This window comes from Chryseobacterium sp. ISL-6 (assembly GCF_018613715.1).
GTDB lineage: Bacteria > Bacteroidota > Bacteroidia > Flavobacteriales > Weeksellaceae > Chryseobacterium > Chryseobacterium paludis.
This window is the reverse complement of the sequence record NZ_JAGGPT010000010.1, coordinates 484,397-499,339: the sequence shown is the minus strand read 5'-3', so window position 1 is coordinate 499,339 and position 14,943 is coordinate 484,397. Positions and strand designations below refer to the sequence as shown.

Annotated in this window: 12 protein-coding genes; 4 read left to right on the top strand and 8 right to left on the bottom strand. The window is 34.1% G+C overall.

The window, feature by feature from the left end; genetic code table 11:
- Positions 1-9: 9 nt before the first annotated feature.
- Positions 10-2,136: a helix-turn-helix domain-containing protein gene (locus J7E44_RS20320; RefSeq protein WP_214833010.1), complete on the top strand. Its 2,127-nt coding sequence runs from the start codon at positions 10-12 to the stop codon at positions 2,134-2,136.
- 42 nt (positions 2,137-2,178) lie between these two features.
- On the opposite strand, the gene J7E44_RS20315 is transcribed toward J7E44_RS20320, so the two are convergent.
- The gene (locus J7E44_RS20315; RefSeq protein ID WP_214833008.1) at positions 2,179-3,024 is read right to left on the bottom strand and encodes a M12 family metallopeptidase; all 846 of its coding nucleotides are present in this window, start codon (positions 3,022-3,024) and stop codon (positions 2,179-2,181) included.
- A gap of 438 nt (positions 3,025-3,462) precedes the next feature.
- Here J7E44_RS20315 and J7E44_RS20310 point away from each other — a divergent pair, with 438 nt between their 5' ends.
- Both J7E44_RS20310 and ribB read left to right on the top strand, forming a co-directional pair.
- The gene (locus J7E44_RS20310) at positions 3,463-4,467 is read left to right on the top strand and encodes an LLM class flavin-dependent oxidoreductase (RefSeq protein ID WP_214833006.1); all 1,005 of its coding nucleotides are present in this window, start codon (positions 3,463-3,465) and stop codon (positions 4,465-4,467) included.
- 67 nt (positions 4,468-4,534) lie between these two features.
- Complete coding sequence (gene ribB / locus J7E44_RS20305) at positions 4,535-5,656, top strand: 3,4-dihydroxy-2-butanone-4-phosphate synthase (RefSeq protein ID WP_214833004.1); 1,122 nt, start codon at positions 4,535-4,537, stop codon at positions 5,654-5,656.
- A 43-nt stretch (positions 5,657-5,699) separates the two neighbouring features.
- Here ribB and fmt read toward each other — a convergent pair whose 3' ends face one another.
- The 5 genes from fmt to folK form a co-directional block, all read right to left on the bottom strand.
- Complete coding sequence (gene fmt / locus J7E44_RS20300; protein ID WP_214833002.1) at positions 5,700-6,647, bottom strand: methionyl-tRNA formyltransferase; 948 nt, start codon at positions 6,645-6,647, stop codon at positions 5,700-5,702.
- A gap of 130 nt (positions 6,648-6,777) precedes the next feature.
- Positions 6,778-8,679 (bottom strand): RecQ family ATP-dependent DNA helicase, encoded by a 1,902-nt coding sequence (locus J7E44_RS20295; RefSeq protein WP_214833000.1) that lies wholly within the window; start codon positions 8,677-8,679, stop codon positions 6,778-6,780.
- A 78-nt stretch (positions 8,680-8,757) separates the two neighbouring features.
- Positions 8,758-10,209, bottom strand: coding sequence for an OmpA family protein (locus tag J7E44_RS20290; protein WP_214832998.1), 1,452 nt, complete (start codon positions 10,207-10,209; stop codon positions 8,758-8,760).
- A gap of 50 nt (positions 10,210-10,259) precedes the next feature.
- Complete coding sequence (locus J7E44_RS20285) at positions 10,260-11,372, bottom strand: OmpA family protein (RefSeq protein ID WP_214832996.1); 1,113 nt, start codon at positions 11,370-11,372, stop codon at positions 10,260-10,262.
- 21 nt (positions 11,373-11,393) lie between these two features.
- Complete coding sequence (folK, locus tag J7E44_RS20280; RefSeq protein WP_214833221.1) at positions 11,394-11,810, bottom strand: 2-amino-4-hydroxy-6-hydroxymethyldihydropteridine diphosphokinase; 417 nt, start codon at positions 11,808-11,810, stop codon at positions 11,394-11,396.
- A gap of 19 nt (positions 11,811-11,829) precedes the next feature.
- Here folK and sppA point away from each other — a divergent pair, with 19 nt between their 5' ends.
- Complete coding sequence (gene sppA / locus J7E44_RS20275; RefSeq protein ID WP_214832994.1) at positions 11,830-13,584, top strand: signal peptide peptidase SppA; 1,755 nt, start codon at positions 11,830-11,832, stop codon at positions 13,582-13,584.
- A gap of 73 nt (positions 13,585-13,657) precedes the next feature.
- Here sppA and J7E44_RS20270 read toward each other — a convergent pair whose 3' ends face one another.
- The gene (locus tag J7E44_RS20270; protein ID WP_214832992.1) at positions 13,658-13,912 is read right to left on the bottom strand and encodes a GlsB/YeaQ/YmgE family stress response membrane protein; all 255 of its coding nucleotides are present in this window, start codon (positions 13,910-13,912) and stop codon (positions 13,658-13,660) included.
- Positions 13,913-13,980: 68 nt separating this feature from the next.
- Complete coding sequence (gene ftsY, locus J7E44_RS20265; RefSeq protein WP_214832990.1) at positions 13,981-14,934, bottom strand: signal recognition particle-docking protein FtsY; 954 nt, start codon at positions 14,932-14,934, stop codon at positions 13,981-13,983.
- Positions 14,935-14,943: the final 9 nt, after the last annotated feature.

Below are 14,943 nucleotides of genomic sequence, written 5' to 3'. Positions count from 1 at the left end.
TTGGCAACGATGAACAATCATTTTTTTGACATAATAGAACATACCAACAGAAGTGTTTTCCTTACAGGAAAAGCAGGAACCGGTAAGACAACTTTTCTTAATGACTTTGTAAAAAGAACAAAGAAAAAACACATTGTAATAGCTCCTACAGGAATAGCCGCTATTAATGCGGGTGGTGTTACCATTCATTCTATGTTTGGGTTGCCGTTAAGGACTTTTTTACCCACTACGGAAAGAATAGATAGCAGTTTGGCAAATAATATTGCTGATCTGATGCATCATTTTAAGTATCGAAAAGATAAACTTAAGCTTTTAAGAGAAGTTGAGATCATCATTATTGATGAGGTTTCTATGTTGCGGGCTGATGTTCTGGATATGATGGATTTTTCATTAAGATTTGTAAGAAGGAACAACCAAAGATTTGGAGGTGTTCAGATGTTGTTCATTGGTGATCTTTATCAGCTTCCGCCAGTAGTAAGAGATGAGCATGTTTTGAAACTTTATTATCAATCTCCTTTCTTTTTTGATAGTCATGCGATCAAAGAAATTCCTTTGATTACCATTGAATTGACAAAGGTTTACCGACAGTCTGATCAGGAATTTCTTGAAATTTTAAATGCCATCCGAGACGGTGATGTTGCCAATATCGATTTTGACCATTTAAACGAAAGATATGATCCTGATTTTCAAACAGGGCAGGATTCCTATGTGTACCTGTGTTCCCATAACAGAATGGCAGATGAGATCAACCAACAGAAATTAACAGAAATAAAAGTTGATCCGAGCACTTATGAAGCTAAACTTTTTGGTGAATTTAAAGAAAATCAGTTTCCTAACGAGCAGTTTCTGGAATTGAAGATCGGAGCTCAGGTCATGTTTATAAGAAATGATATTTCTCCGGAGAAAAAATATTTTAACGGAAAACTTGGGGAGATTATTGGTCTTGATGAAAATGAAATTAGGGTTGTTTTAGAAGGAAGTGAAAGAGAAATTGTGGTAAAGAGAGAAGTCTGGGAACAGAAGAAATATTTTCTTGATACCGATAAAAATATTAAAGAAGAGGTTTTAGGAAGTTTTGAACAGTTTCCTATCAAATTGGCTTGGGCTGTAACCATTCATAAAAGTCAGGGTTTGACATTTGATAAAGTGATTATTGACGCTGGAAAAAGTTTTACAGCCGGACAGGTGTATGTTGCTTTATCACGTTGCAGAACGCTGGAGGGGATTATTCTAAAATCTAAAATCACTCCCGAAGTGATATTTAAAGATACACGTATACTACAATTTCAGGGAGATACATTTGCTAATGATCAGGTTGAAACTATTTTAAATAAAGAGAAATACGATTACAGTATTAAAAAAGTGCTTCGTACACTGGATAGTCTTTGGTTTCTTAAAGAGATTGAAGAGTGGAATAACTTATCCATTACCACCAAAAGTATTGACCATGTAAAAACCAATCAGCTTTATCTTCAATTAAAGCATGAGATCGTACAACTTGGAAAGATCTTCGGAAAATTAGAACGTGTCTTAAATCAGAAAATAGATCTTTTTGTCAGTAAGGAAGAGGAGTGGTCTGAGATCGAAAGCAAAGCGAAAGGGGCGGTTAATTTCTTTTTCACTGAAATACGAGACAAGATTTTTAATCCTTTGAAGGAATTTTATGCTGAAATAAAAGGAGCAAAAGGATTAAAACAATATAATGAAGATTTCAGAAACTGGTTGGAAGATATTGAAGAATATTTAAATAGTTTAAAAGAGGTTCATTTATTGGAGACAAAGCTTTTAGATGAAAAAAATGATAAAGAAATTAATTTAAAAATTGCAAAAGTTCCTTCCCAGGTTTTGACGTTTCAATTGTTTGAACAGGGAAAAACCATTGGTGAAATTTCTTTAGAAAGAGGGCTGGTTAAGGAAACGGTAATCGGGCATCTGGCAAAGTTTGCAGAGCAGGGGTTATTGGATATTTCCAGAGTGATTACTTCAGATAAGATCAAAGCTTTTGAAAAAGAATTTTATAAAAAACCACATGAGACACTTACAGAATGGAAAGGTGCTTTACCGAATGATTTTGAGTTTAATGAAATAAGAATTTTGATCAATCATTATAATTACAAAAAGGAAAAGAATTCATAAAAATTCTTTTCCCCAATTATATGATAAACCTTTGGCTGAAAACTAAGGATACATGGTATCGATCGTATTGATATCACCAGTTGTAAATCCGGTTCTATTATATGTAAAGTATGTGTTATTCGCCCTTTTAATGGTAGGTTGTCCGTTTTTAGAATACGAGTCTGGCCAGTACATCATCACAGAATTAATATTGAATGGACCTATTTCTGTTCCTGAATCATAGATGTCGAAATTATAGGCCTGCCCATTTTGAATATTGTTCCATTGGATACCTACATACTGATCTCTGTCTTTGCGACAATGTTCATGATAAAGTCCTACAGTATGCCCCATTTCATGAATTACTGATCCTAAAGAAATATTTTGATCCAGAGAAATATTTTGCTTTCCGCCTCTGTATCCAATATGTGCCCATCCATCATATCCTGATGAACTTCCGAAAATAAATTCGACATAGTTGGTCTGATTGGTACGGGGAATCCATTGAGTATTTGTTTTATTATTATACTCATTAACTGCATTAGTGATTTTATTTGCATTTATGGAACCCATATTACTGGCAACGGTATAATAAATTTTGCCCCCTGGCCATCTTGAAAGGCTGGCGCCTCCTTTATTAACTGAATTATCTTCCGTTAACTGCCGGTCCGAAAGAACAATATCTCCCTGGAAAAAATTCATTCCATTCCTTCTCTCATAAGTAATGGCCTGGCCACCCAATTGTCCTCTTTTAATGTTCTCCGTATTGAAGGAAGTTGCTGGGTTTCCATCCATAATTTCTTCATTGTTCTTATTGCAAGAAGCTAAAGTAAGGGCAATGATAAAACTTACCATGACCGCTTTTCTTGTCAATACTTTCTGAAATAAGTCATTTAAATTTTTGTTCATAATAATACTTTTTAAGTGGTGTTAAAATTTGATCTATTTGAATCTTAAATACAAATTTAATATTTTACTTCTCTAATTGATGAATTATTAGCACTAATAATATGTGGTTTTTAATAATGATTAGCCGATTGTAATAGTTTAAAATGAAAGTGTAAAATAAGATGTGTGTTGAAGATCTTTCCAAAACAAAATAGCTATATACCGGCAAAATTTTTTACATACCCAGCTTTCTAAAATTCATTTACGAAAGATGTACTTAATATTTAAAAATTTTCAATAGTTTTTGCCTGAACTAGGCAATCAGACTTATCAATTACAAAAAGTAACTAATGTGATTTTTATGTTTTAAATTTGTTCGGTTTTTTAAACCTCAAGTTTATATTTATGAAATTGACAAAGGAGATTCTATATCACCTTTAAAAAAATTAACATCTCGATATGAAAAATTTTGAAATATCTGTTTTGGACCTTGCACCAGTAAAACAGGGGAAAAGTATTCATGATAGTTTTCAGGACAGTTTATCTTTAGCAAACTTTACTGAAAATCTTGATTATAAAAGATTCTGGCTTGCCGAACATCATAATATGGAAAGCATTGCCAGTTCCGCTACTTCAGTTCTTATTGGTTTTATTGCCAATGGTACAAAAAAAATAAGAGTAGGTTCCGGGGGAATTATGCTTCCAAATCATAGCTCTCTTGTCATTGCTGAACAATTCGGAACATTGGAATCTCTTTTTCCTGAAAGAATTGATCTTGGTCTTGGGAGAGCACCAGGAACTGATGGTTTGACGGCTCAGGCTTTAGGAAGAAATCCTGCTATTATTAATGAACAATTTCCAAGACAAATTTTAGAACTGCAAAAATACTTTTCTAAAGAAAATTCAAATGCCTTGGTTCGTGCCATTCCGGGAGAAGGTTTAGATATACCTCTTTATATTTTGGGATCTAGTACAGATAGTGCATGGCTGGCTGCAGAACTTGGACTTCCTTATGCTTTTGCGGGACATTTTGCCCCAGAGCAAATGGAAATGGCCTTCAATATTTATAGAGAACATTTCGAACCCTCAAAACAGTTAGATAAACCATATATTTTAGCTTGTGTCAATGGAACTGCCGCTGAAACTTCGGAAGAAGCTCACCAACTATCTACTACATTATTTCAGGCATTCCTTAATATAATAAGAAATGATAGAAAACCTTTTGCTCCGCCCGTCGCTGATATGGATGATGTTTGGTCTCCTATGGAAAAATCGGCTGTATTGCAGAAATTGAGATATAGCTTTATTGGAGATCAGTCAGAAATTGAAGAAAAGTTAAAAAGCTTTCAGGAAAAATTTAATGTAGATGAGCTGATCATCAATTCTCATATTTACGATCATCAAAAAAGACTTGATTCTTATGACATTTTCAGAAAAGCTAAAGACTCTTTAATCAAAGCCTAACAAACCATTTATATTAATTGGGAGATGCTTATTTTTATAAGTATCTTTGCACAAATTTAAAGTAAAAATGTCTGATATTAAATTAAATACTATTCCTGAGGCTATTGATGACCTTAAAAATGGTAAGATAATCATAGTAGTAGATGATGAGAACAGAGAAAATGAAGGTGATTTTCTATGTGCTGCCGAACTTACGACTCCTGAATTGATCAATTTTATGGCGGTTCATGGTAGAGGTCTTATCTGTATGCCGCTTCCTGAAAAAAGATGTGATGAGCTTGGCTTAGATATTATGGTAAGCAGAAGCAGTGATCCAAAAGAAACAGCTTTTACAGTATCTGTTGACCTTTTAGGAAATGGTACTTCTACCGGGATTTCTGCTGGAGACAGAGCGAAGACAATCCTGGCTTTGATGGATGAAAATTCCAAGCCAACTGATTTCATGAGACCAGGGCACATTTTTCCGCTTCGTGCAAAGAAAGGAGGGGTATTAAAAAGAGCCGGACATACAGAAGCTGCAATTGATCTTACTCATTTAGCAGGATTAAAAGAGGGTGGAGTTATTTGTGAAATTATGAATGAAGACGGTACCATGTCTCGTCTTCCTGATTTGTATGCATTCGCTCAAAAGCATGATATGAAAATTGTTTCTATTGAAGATCTAATTCATTATCAGCTTAAAAAAGGAAATCTTGTTGACAGAATTGAAGAGAGAAAGGTAAAAACTCATTACGGGGAATTTGATTTTTTCGCTTTCAGAGAAACATCTAACGAGCAGATTCATTTTGTATTGACAAAAGGAGCTTGGACAGTAGATGAACCTGTATTGGTAAGAGTTCAGTCTTCTGATTCTTATTTTGATGTATTAACGAGATTGAATAATGGGGAAACTCCTTTACTGGAAAAAGTAACCAAAATGATCAATGAAGAAGGAAAAGGAGTTATTATTTTTATAAATAACGTCTCCAATTCTGAAAATACGTTAAAGAAATTACAACAGTTTCTGGATTATCAGGATGGTCAGCAACAACATCCAACATTAGCCTATAATTATAGGGACTATGGTATTGGAACGCAGATTTTGAAAAACCTAGGAATCAATAAATTCAAAGTATTAACTCAGAATCCAGATATAAAACCTCAGGTTGGAGGATACGATGTAGAAGTTACAGAAATGGTTCAATTGTAGAATATTTAATCTACTTTAATAATATAGAAAATGGCTTGAGTAATCAAGCCATTTTTATTTCGTCAAAATTTCTGAAACCATTCAGGAAATCTTTAATAGTCATTCTTTTCTTACCCTCTAACTGAAGCTCTAAAGGTTCATAGATTCCATCTTGGGTATAAATTTTAAAAGTATTTTTAGAAATTTCTAATGTTCCTGGCATCTTATCATGACCTGAAACTTCGAACTTACCCCCAAATATTTTCAATCCTTTATCCTCCTCACCAATTTTTAAGACTGTAAAAGCAGCTGGATAAGGAGACATTCCCAGGATAAACTGATGGACAGTTTTTGAAGGTGTATTCCAATTGATTTTGGTATCTTCTTTAAAAATTTTAAAAGCATTTTTTGGATGCTCAACGTGAGGCTGTGGTCTTTCCTCAATAGAGTTTTCAGCAAGTCCATTCAGTGTAGTAACAACGAGTTCTGAACCTACTATCATTAGTCGGTCATGAAGACTTCCCGCACTTTCATCTTGAAGTATTTCTAATTCTCTCTGAAGCAAAATATTTCCTTCATCTATTTTCTCATTAATAAAGAATGTGGTTACTCCTGTTTTTTCTTCACCATTGATCACTGCGTAATTAATAGGTGCAGCTCCTCTATAATCAGGAAGGAGAGATGCATGAAGATTGAAAGTTCCGATTTTAGGCATTTCAAAAAGAACTTTGGGCATCATCCTAAAGGCAACCACCACAAAAACATCAGCATCAAGGTCTTTTATTTCCTTTAAAAATTCGGGATTCCTTAATTTTTCAGGTTGAAAAACAGTTAAATTATTTTCCTCTGCAAATATTTTTACAGGTGACTGATGAATCTTCTGGCCACGTCCGCTTGCTTTGTCAGCCACGGTTACAACGCCTACGACTTTATGATGTGATTGATGAATGGCTTCTAATGCATTTTTTGCAAACTCTGGAGTGCCTAAAAAAACGACTTTCAATGATTTCATATGACAAAGATAAGGGGTCTTTTAGTAATTGAAAAATTTAATGATTTAAAAATTCGAAATGGAGGTTTAGATTCTATTGAGGATTGGAAATTAAATTATTAGTATATCTTATTTGCGCTTTTTACGAAATTTATGCGAGCGAATAGGTTCTAAAGTTCAACATTTTTACTTTTCCCAAATCTAAAAGATAGATGAGGTTCTCTAAAATATTCTCTTTTGAATGATAACTTAGTTGGATGGAAAGCTCTTCTATAGTTGATGGTTTTTTAGCTAGTAATGAAATAAGGTGAGTAGAAATATTCTTTCCGAAAATGGTTTGTTTATTTTTTTCACAAACAGAACACTGTCCACATGTCTTAGAATTCTTTTCCCCAAAATAAGACAAAATAAGCTTCATTTTACAATAGTCATTATTTTCGACATAGAATTTCATCTCCTCCCATTTCTGGATTTTATTTCTTTGAATATGTTCAAATAACTTCCAATATGCACCATTAATAGTTCTTTCATCTCTTGGTTTTAGAAATTTAATGCTTGATAAAGCTCCGTCTACATATTCAAGATAGTTCTTCTGTTGAAGTTCTTTAAGGCGTTCTTTTATTAATGGAATTCCTACTCCAATCTTATTGCTTACGTTTTGCTCACTGAACATTACCTTATGTGTTGTGATTCCAGAAACAGTACGAAGCATTAGCTCAATAAAATAAGCATCTTTTTTGGGAAGTTGCTCTATTTCATCTGCCTGCATAAGGAGTTCCAAAGAAGAGAGGCTTTTATTATCATTAAAATAGATGATTTCCTGGTTATGCAGAAAGTTCAGAACATTTTTGATCTTTGCTATCGATAATTTGGTGAAATTTTGAATTCCGTTGATATTTAATTGAAACACTTTTTCAGGAAGCTCATATTCTGCAACCTGGAAAATAGAGTAGACATACGTGATGATCCTGAGGAACTCTGATTTATTAGGAATCTGATTTTTTAAGATCTGTTCAAAATTGGCGATCTCCTGCTTGTTCCAGAGTAAAAAAGCAAAACTATCCTGTCCATCTCTTCCGGCTCTACCTATTTCCTGATAATAATTTTCCAGTGATGGCGAGGGAGAGTAGTGGACAACAAAACGTACATTATCTTTATCTATACCCATACCAAAAGCATTGGTTGAAATCAGAACATAATTATTACTGGTATTCCATAGATTCTGTTTTGCATTTTTTTCCTTCGTAGTTAATCCAGCATGAAAGTAATCAACATTTTTCAGTTGATTTTTATGTAAAAATTCAGTTAGTAATTCCGCTTCTTTTCTTGTACGGACATATATAATTCCCGAGCTATTATTGTATTTCAAAATATCAAAGACACGCTGATATTTATCGGAAACCTCTTCGGTGAAGATTCTGATATTCTCTCTCTTAAAACTCTTTTGAAAAACTACAGGATTTTTGAGTTCAAGTTTAGTTTTTATTTCTTCCAGAACTTTTGGAGTAGCCGTAGCGGTTAGAGCTAAGCACGGAATGTCTGGATTATTTTTTCTAAATTCTTTTATGTTTTGATAGGATGGACGAAAATCCTGACCCCATTCGGAAATACAATGTGCTTCATCCACGGCAATAAAGGACAGCTGTATCTCTTCCATATTTTGGAGGAACTGGCGGTTAGTTAATCTTTCAGGAGATATATAAAGTAATTTGGTCAAACTGTCTTTGCACCGGTTAAAAATGACTTCAGCATCATAATCATCGAGCTCCGATGAAAGATATTCTGCTTCGATTCCTCTAAACTTAAGTTGATTGACCTGATCTTTCATTAATGCGAGCAATGGCGAAATCACCAGGCATACTCCTTCTCTGAATAAAGCGGGAAGCTGATAGCACAGTGATTTTCCTGCTCCTGTAGGAAGCAGTACCAATGTGTCCTTTTCGTTGATAATGGAATTAATAATTTCTTCCTGAGAATCTCTGAAACTATCATAACCCCAAAAGTATTTCAGGGTTTTATATTTTAACTGGTCAAAATCGTTGGAAGAAATCATGGTATAAAAATAAGGAAAGTATTATAACAAAAAAAGTCACGCGAAGCGTGACTTTTATATAATTGAATAAATAGTTTATTATTTAGCCTCAAAGTAAACTCTTCTGTTTGCTCTGTTTTTCCATTCAGGACATTTAGTAGCAGGTTCACATTCAGGATATTTAAGATCTTTCTCTCCTTTACCTATAGCGTTTAATTTACCTGTCTGAACACCATTTTTGATTAAGTAATTCTTAACGTTATTAGCTCTTCTTTCAGATAATTTTTGGTTATAAGCATCAGTTCCTCTTGTATCTGTTGCTCCAACTACGCTGTAAGAACCAGTTGAAGAATTGATATAAGTAACTGCATTGTTAAGGATAGGAGTATTTGAAGGTAAAATTCTATCAGAATTTAAATCAAATTCAATTCCTTCTAAAGTTCTTTCTTCTTCTTTTACAGGCCCTGTCGTTGCTGTAGGACAACCATTGTTTTCAACAGGTCCAGGAACAGTAACACATTTGTCGTAAAGATCAATTACACCGTCCAAGTCAGTGTCAAGGGCAACACCTGCACCGTCAACTCTTGCACCAGCAGGAGTATCAAGTTGTCTGTCCCAATCGTCACAAACTCCATCGTTATCAGCATCTCCTTTTTTACAAACTTCGATATCTTGGTTTTTGTTAGCTAAAACATCCAGTTTATAATAGATCTCCTGCAATGGGTCATGCCACATTAAGTGAGATTCGTGTTTTCCTAATTTTAAAGAAACCCCTAAAGTAGCATTGAAGAAGTTATCAGATGTGTTTTCCTCACGTTGGTTAATTGCACTGTATTGTGCACCACCACCGTCGAATGTATCATCACCGGTAACCACATACATTACTCTACCTTCGATATCAAGACGTCTATTCACTTTGAATTTAAGACCTGCACCTGCCTGACCGAATAAAGAATTAAATTTGAAAGGTTTGATTTCAGTCATTAATCTTTGATTATTCGAAGCATCTTTTAGATATGCTCTGTAGGCTAAAGTACCAATACCTGCATAACCGTGAAGTGCCCATCTATAAGTTGAATGATTATCTACTCTTCTTAATAAATTAGAGAAGTTAACATCTCCTAAGATAGAGATCGCATCATATTGAGTTCTCGCTCCAAGTCTGTCTCTTACAGCTAAATCTGTAGGAGCAGAGTTTTTTGAGTTGAAGAATCCCTGTCTGGTTTCCCCTCTGTCATATTGTAAGTTAATACCAAAAGCATGGGTAATTGCTTTATCAATACTCACATATGCAGAATATCCAAAAAGATTTTTACCATTACCATTTTTGATAGATGTTAAATCCGCTGATTGCATCAATGGTACACCGGCACCAAACGAAATTGCCCAATCATTAAATCTTTTAGATTTTTGCGTAAAAGGCGAAACATTAGCAGAACCGGAAGAAAATGTATTAGGATATTCTCCATTTGAAACTGCCGTAGAGTCTTGTGCAAAAGAAGCTGTTGGTACAGCCAGTGCTAATGCTACAATTGCTAAACTTAATTTCATAGTGTATTTTTTTATTTAGTTAATTAAATGATTTATTTTTTTCAGAATGATTACTTTCCTGTTGGGCAACCGTTATTTTCAGCTGGTCCCGGAACTGTAACACATTTGTCATACAAGTCAATAACTCCATCAAGGTCCATGTCTAATGCAACACCAGCTCCATCTACTCTTGCACCAGCAGGAGTATTAAGTTCTCTGTCCCAATCATCACAAACTCCGTCGTTATCGTTGTCTCCTTTTTCACAAACTACAAGATCAGTTGTAGCTTTTTCAAGTTCACCTGTTCTATAATAAGCCTCTTGTAAAGGATCATGCCATGCTAAATGAGACATATGCTTTCCTAATTTGAAAGATACCCCTAAGTTTACAGTCCACATATTATCAGATCTTGATTTGTTGATCATATTATACTTAGACACTGTAGAAGCAGGATCGTAATCAGCAGGACCTGCATTACCACCACCATCAAATTCATCATCACCGCTTAAGATATACATTGTTCTTGCTTCAATATCAATAAGTTTCGAAACATTATACTTTAAACCAAATCCAAATTGGTAGAAAATAGAATTAATATCGAAATCCTGTTTGATAAATAAAGGAACTCTTCTAGGAGCATTACTCCATCTGAACTCATTGTTGTCGTGTAAGGATGTATTATATCCCATAACACCAATTCCTCCATACCCATGGAATGCCCATCTGTATGGAGAGTGATTATCAACTCTTCTTAATAGATTCGAAAAATTTACATCACCTAATAAAGCTACCTGGTCGTATCTTGTGTTGGCTACACCTACACCAGCGGCTGCACCTGCAGCACCATCTAATTTAGCTTTTTGATTAGTTTCTCCTCTTTGGTAAATTAAACTAACACCGAAAACGTGAGAGATCTGTTTATCCAAACTGATATATGCATTATATCCCCAATTGATCTTTCCATCATAAAATGAAGTAAGATCAGCATGTGACATAAATGCAGCACCACCACCGATTGAAATAGACCAATCGTTAAATCTTCTTGCCTTATTGTCAAAAGGCTGAACATTAGCGGAACCCGAAGAGAATGTATTAGGGTATTTGTCCGACGAATTTACTGTAGTACTGTCCTGAGCATAAGTAGCAATAGGCAGCGCGGCCAATAATAATAAACCTAATTTCATACAATATGTTTTATGTTTTATTTAAATAAAATCTTTTAATAATATTCTGGAAAAATCCCTTTCAAAAAGATGTTTTAAATGTGGGATTTCCAATCTTTCTGATATAAATTTTAACTCATCATACTTAACGATATCAATGTCAATAATACGGTCATTGTAACCTCCTAATGCTTTTGAATCGTTAACTCTTCCCATTTCAAATTCAATACTTTTAACAAAATCAAGTAGTTGAATAGGCGAAAGATGTGTGCATATTATTGTTGCAATATTACAAAAAATATTAGAACTAACAAACTCTACGGGCTCAGATGTTAAAAAAACGCTAATATTTAACATTTCAATTCCACCCGATTTTAACATTTCAAGAGCCTGTTCTATATTTTTTTTTCCATCCCCAAGGTTACTCCCTAGTAACAAAACGACCTTATGTTGCGACATATTAAAAAATGATTGATATATGAAAAGTTTTTTTAAAAATGTTTTAGCAAATATAGTGGCTATTGTCATACTATGTGCTGTATTTTTCTTCTTTTTTATCATAATGCTGGTGTTTAGTTCTATGAGTAGTGACAAATCGGTAGTGGTAAAAAAGAACTCTGTTTTAACTATAAATTTAAAGACCATTATAATTGATAGTCCTACAGAAGAGCAAACCGGAATATTTAATATCAGCAATCAGAACAAAAGCATTTTAATATATGAGGCGTTAGAAGCAATTGAAAAAGCTAAAACGGATGATAATATTAAAGGAATAAGCATTGAAGCTGATGATCTTAATGCAGGTATCACTCAGATTGATGATTTAAGAAATGCAATTCAGGATTTTAAGAAAAGTGGAAAGTTTGTATATGCATACGGAAATGCAGCTTCACAAATTTCTTATTATCTGGGGTCTGTTGCTGACAAATATTTCCTTAATCCATCTGGAATGATAGAGTTGAAGGGATTAGCTACAGAGGTTACTTTCTTCAAAGATTTTGCTGATAAATATGGAATTGGAATTGAGGTAATTCGTCATGGTAAGTTTAAATCAGCAGTAGAACCTTTTTTACGAAATGATATTTCGCCTGAAAATAAGGAGCAGCTGAGTACTCTTTTAAATGATATCTGGAAGAACACATCAACAAAAATTGCAACTTCCAGAAAAATTGATTCTACACAGTTCAGAACTATTGTGGACAGTTTGTATGGGATGATTCCTGAACAAAGTTTAAAATATAGACTTGCAGATAAGTTGATTCAGAAAACAGAATATGATGAGCTTATTAAATCTAAATTAAGCCTGACAGAAAAGGATAAACTGAATAAAATTTCACTTGGTAAGTATATCAATTCTTATTCTGATGAAGATAAATCAGGTGATAAGATTGCTGTATTGTATGCATCAGGATCCATTAATAATGGGGATGGGTATAATGAAATTTATTCTGAGAAATATATTAAGTATATCAGAGATCTTCAGGAAAATGATAAAGTAAAAGCTGTTGTATTCAGAATTAATTCTCCCGGAGGAAGCGCTAATGCTTCAGATGAGATTTTGTTTGAACTTCAGCAATTAAAAAAGAAAAAACCTCTTATTGTTTCTTTTGGTGATTATGCTGCATCAGGTGGTTATTATATTGCTATGGCTGCAGATAAAATTTATTCAGAACCTAATACATTAACTGGATCCATAGGTGTTTTTGGTGTAATACCTTATTATAAAGATATTGCCAATAAAAATGGAATCCGTTCAGATATTGTTGCTACGAATGCCAACTCCCAATATTATTCGGGGTTAAATGGGGTAACACCTTACGGCGTGAGTATGATCACAAGAAGTGTTGAAGGAACGTATAAGAGATTCGTACATTTTATTACACAAAATAGAAAACAGACTTTTGAACAGATTGATAGTGTAGGTGGAGGTAGAGTATGGAGTGGTACACGAGCTAAACAAATTGGTTTGGTAGATGAACTTGGAACATTAAATGATGCCGTGAAATTTGCAGCACAAAAAGCAGGATTGAAATCTTATAATGTAGCTTCATATCCAAAGAAAATGTCTCCATTTGAACAAATCTTCAAGGATTTAAATGAAGATGATATTTCTGCCAGAGTTATTAAAAGTAAAATAGGAAAGGCTAATTACGAAATCTTACAACAGATCACCGATGAGAAATTAAGATCTGAGGTAAAAATGGAAATGCCTTATCAAATAAAGATCAACTAAATTATATATATTGTTTTAAAAAAAGACCGGCTTGAATTTCAAGTCGGTCTTTTTAATTTTGATAAATATTTTTTTAGCTTTTCTTCGAGGCCATTCCAAATATCCAAAGGACAATAAGGGCACCACCTACCGCTAATAGCATGCTTCTAAAGTCGAAATTTTCAACTGTTCCCCAGCCGATTAAACTTCCAACAAATCCTCCTACGAAAGCTCCAACGATTCCTAATATGATAGTCATTAACCAACCACCACCTTGTGTTCCAGGCATAATAAGTTTTGCAATTGCACCTGCGATAAGACCGAAAATGATCCAAGTTAAAATTCCCATAGTTCTAAATTTTTAATTGTTAATATACATGAATTGTGTTTGTAAACTCAAGGAGAATATGATATAAATCATCTCTTCTTGAAGAATGAGTCAACAAATTCCGTACCATTAAACAATTGCAAATCCTGCATTTTCTCTCCAACCCCTATGTATTTGACAGGAATTTGAAACTGATCAGAGATGCCAATTACCACACCTCCTTTGGCAGTTCCATCTAGTTTCGTAACTGCTAAAGCATTTACTTCTGTAGCTGCTGTGAACTGTTTTGCCTGTTCGAAAGCATTCTGTCCTGTAGAACCGTCTAGAACCAATAAGATCTCATGAGGAGCGTCTGGGATAACCTTTTGCATCACTCTTTTGATCTTTGAAAGTTCATTCATTAAATTTATTTTATTATGAAGCCTTCCTGCTGTATCAATGATTACAACATCAGCTCCTTGGGCAACTGCACTCTGAACAGTGTCGAAAGCAACAGATGCAGGATCTGAACCCATTTCTTGTTTAACAATGGGTACACCAACTCTTTCACTCCAGATTGTTAATTGATCTACAGCTGCAGCTCTAAAGGTATCTCCAGCACCAAGTACTACTTTTCTACCTTCGGATTTAAATTGGTGGGCTAATTTTCCTATAGTTGTTGTTTTTCCTACTCCGTTTACACCAACCACCATTATTACATAAGGCTTTTTGGTAGAATCTATATTACCGGTTCCTGCATGAGGGTTTTCTAATAATAATTTGGAAATTTCTTCACGGAGGATATTATCGAGTTCACTTACATTGACGTATTTATCTTTCGCAACACGCTCTTCAATCCTTTCGATAATTTTGATAGTAGTAGACGCACCTACATCCGATGCAATAAGTATTTCTTCAAGATCATCAAGCACTTCATCATCTACCGTGCTTTTACCGACTACGGCTTTTGTTATTTTTTCGAAAAAACCCTGACTGGATTTTTCCAATCCTTTGTCTAAAGTTTCTTTTTCTTCTTTTTTGAAAATATTTTTAAACCAACTCATAGTTCCGTT

Excerpts from the sequence above, each read along its gene's own strand:
- J7E44_RS20320 (WP_214833010.1), top strand. The coding sequence starts at position 10 with ATGAACAATCATTTTTTTGACATAATAGAACATACCAACAGAAGTGTT.
- J7E44_RS20290 (WP_214832998.1), bottom strand. The coding sequence starts at position 10,209 with ATGAAATTAAGTTTAGCAATTGTAGCATTAGCACTGGCTGTACCAACA.
- fmt (WP_214833002.1), bottom strand. The coding sequence starts at position 6,647 with ATGAAATCATTGAAAGTCGTTTTTTTAGGCACTCCAGAGTTTGCAAAA.
- ribB (WP_214833004.1), top strand. The coding sequence starts at position 4,535 with ATGTCTGATATTAAATTAAATACTATTCCTGAGGCTATTGATGACCTT.
- folK (WP_214833221.1), bottom strand. The coding sequence starts at position 11,810 with ATGTCGCAACATAAGGTCGTTTTGTTACTAGGGAGTAACCTTGGGGAT.
- sppA (WP_214832994.1), top strand. The coding sequence starts at position 11,830 with ATGAAAAGTTTTTTTAAAAATGTTTTAGCAAATATAGTGGCTATTGTC.
- ftsY (WP_214832990.1), bottom strand. The coding sequence starts at position 14,934 with ATGAGTTGGTTTAAAAATATTTTCAAAAAAGAAGAAAAAGAAACTTTA.
- J7E44_RS20285 (WP_214832996.1), bottom strand. The coding sequence starts at position 11,372 with ATGAAATTAGGTTTATTATTATTGGCCGCGCTGCCTATTGCTACTTAT.
- J7E44_RS20270 (WP_214832992.1), bottom strand. The coding sequence starts at position 13,912 with ATGGGAATTTTAACTTGGATCATTTTCGGTCTTATCGCAGGTGCAATT.
- J7E44_RS20315 (WP_214833008.1), bottom strand. The coding sequence starts at position 3,024 with ATGAACAAAAATTTAAATGACTTATTTCAGAAAGTATTGACAAGAAAA.
- J7E44_RS20295 (WP_214833000.1), bottom strand. The coding sequence starts at position 8,679 with ATGATTTCTTCCAACGATTTTGACCAGTTAAAATATAAAACCCTGAAA.
- J7E44_RS20310 (WP_214833006.1), top strand. The coding sequence starts at position 3,463 with ATGAAAAATTTTGAAATATCTGTTTTGGACCTTGCACCAGTAAAACAG.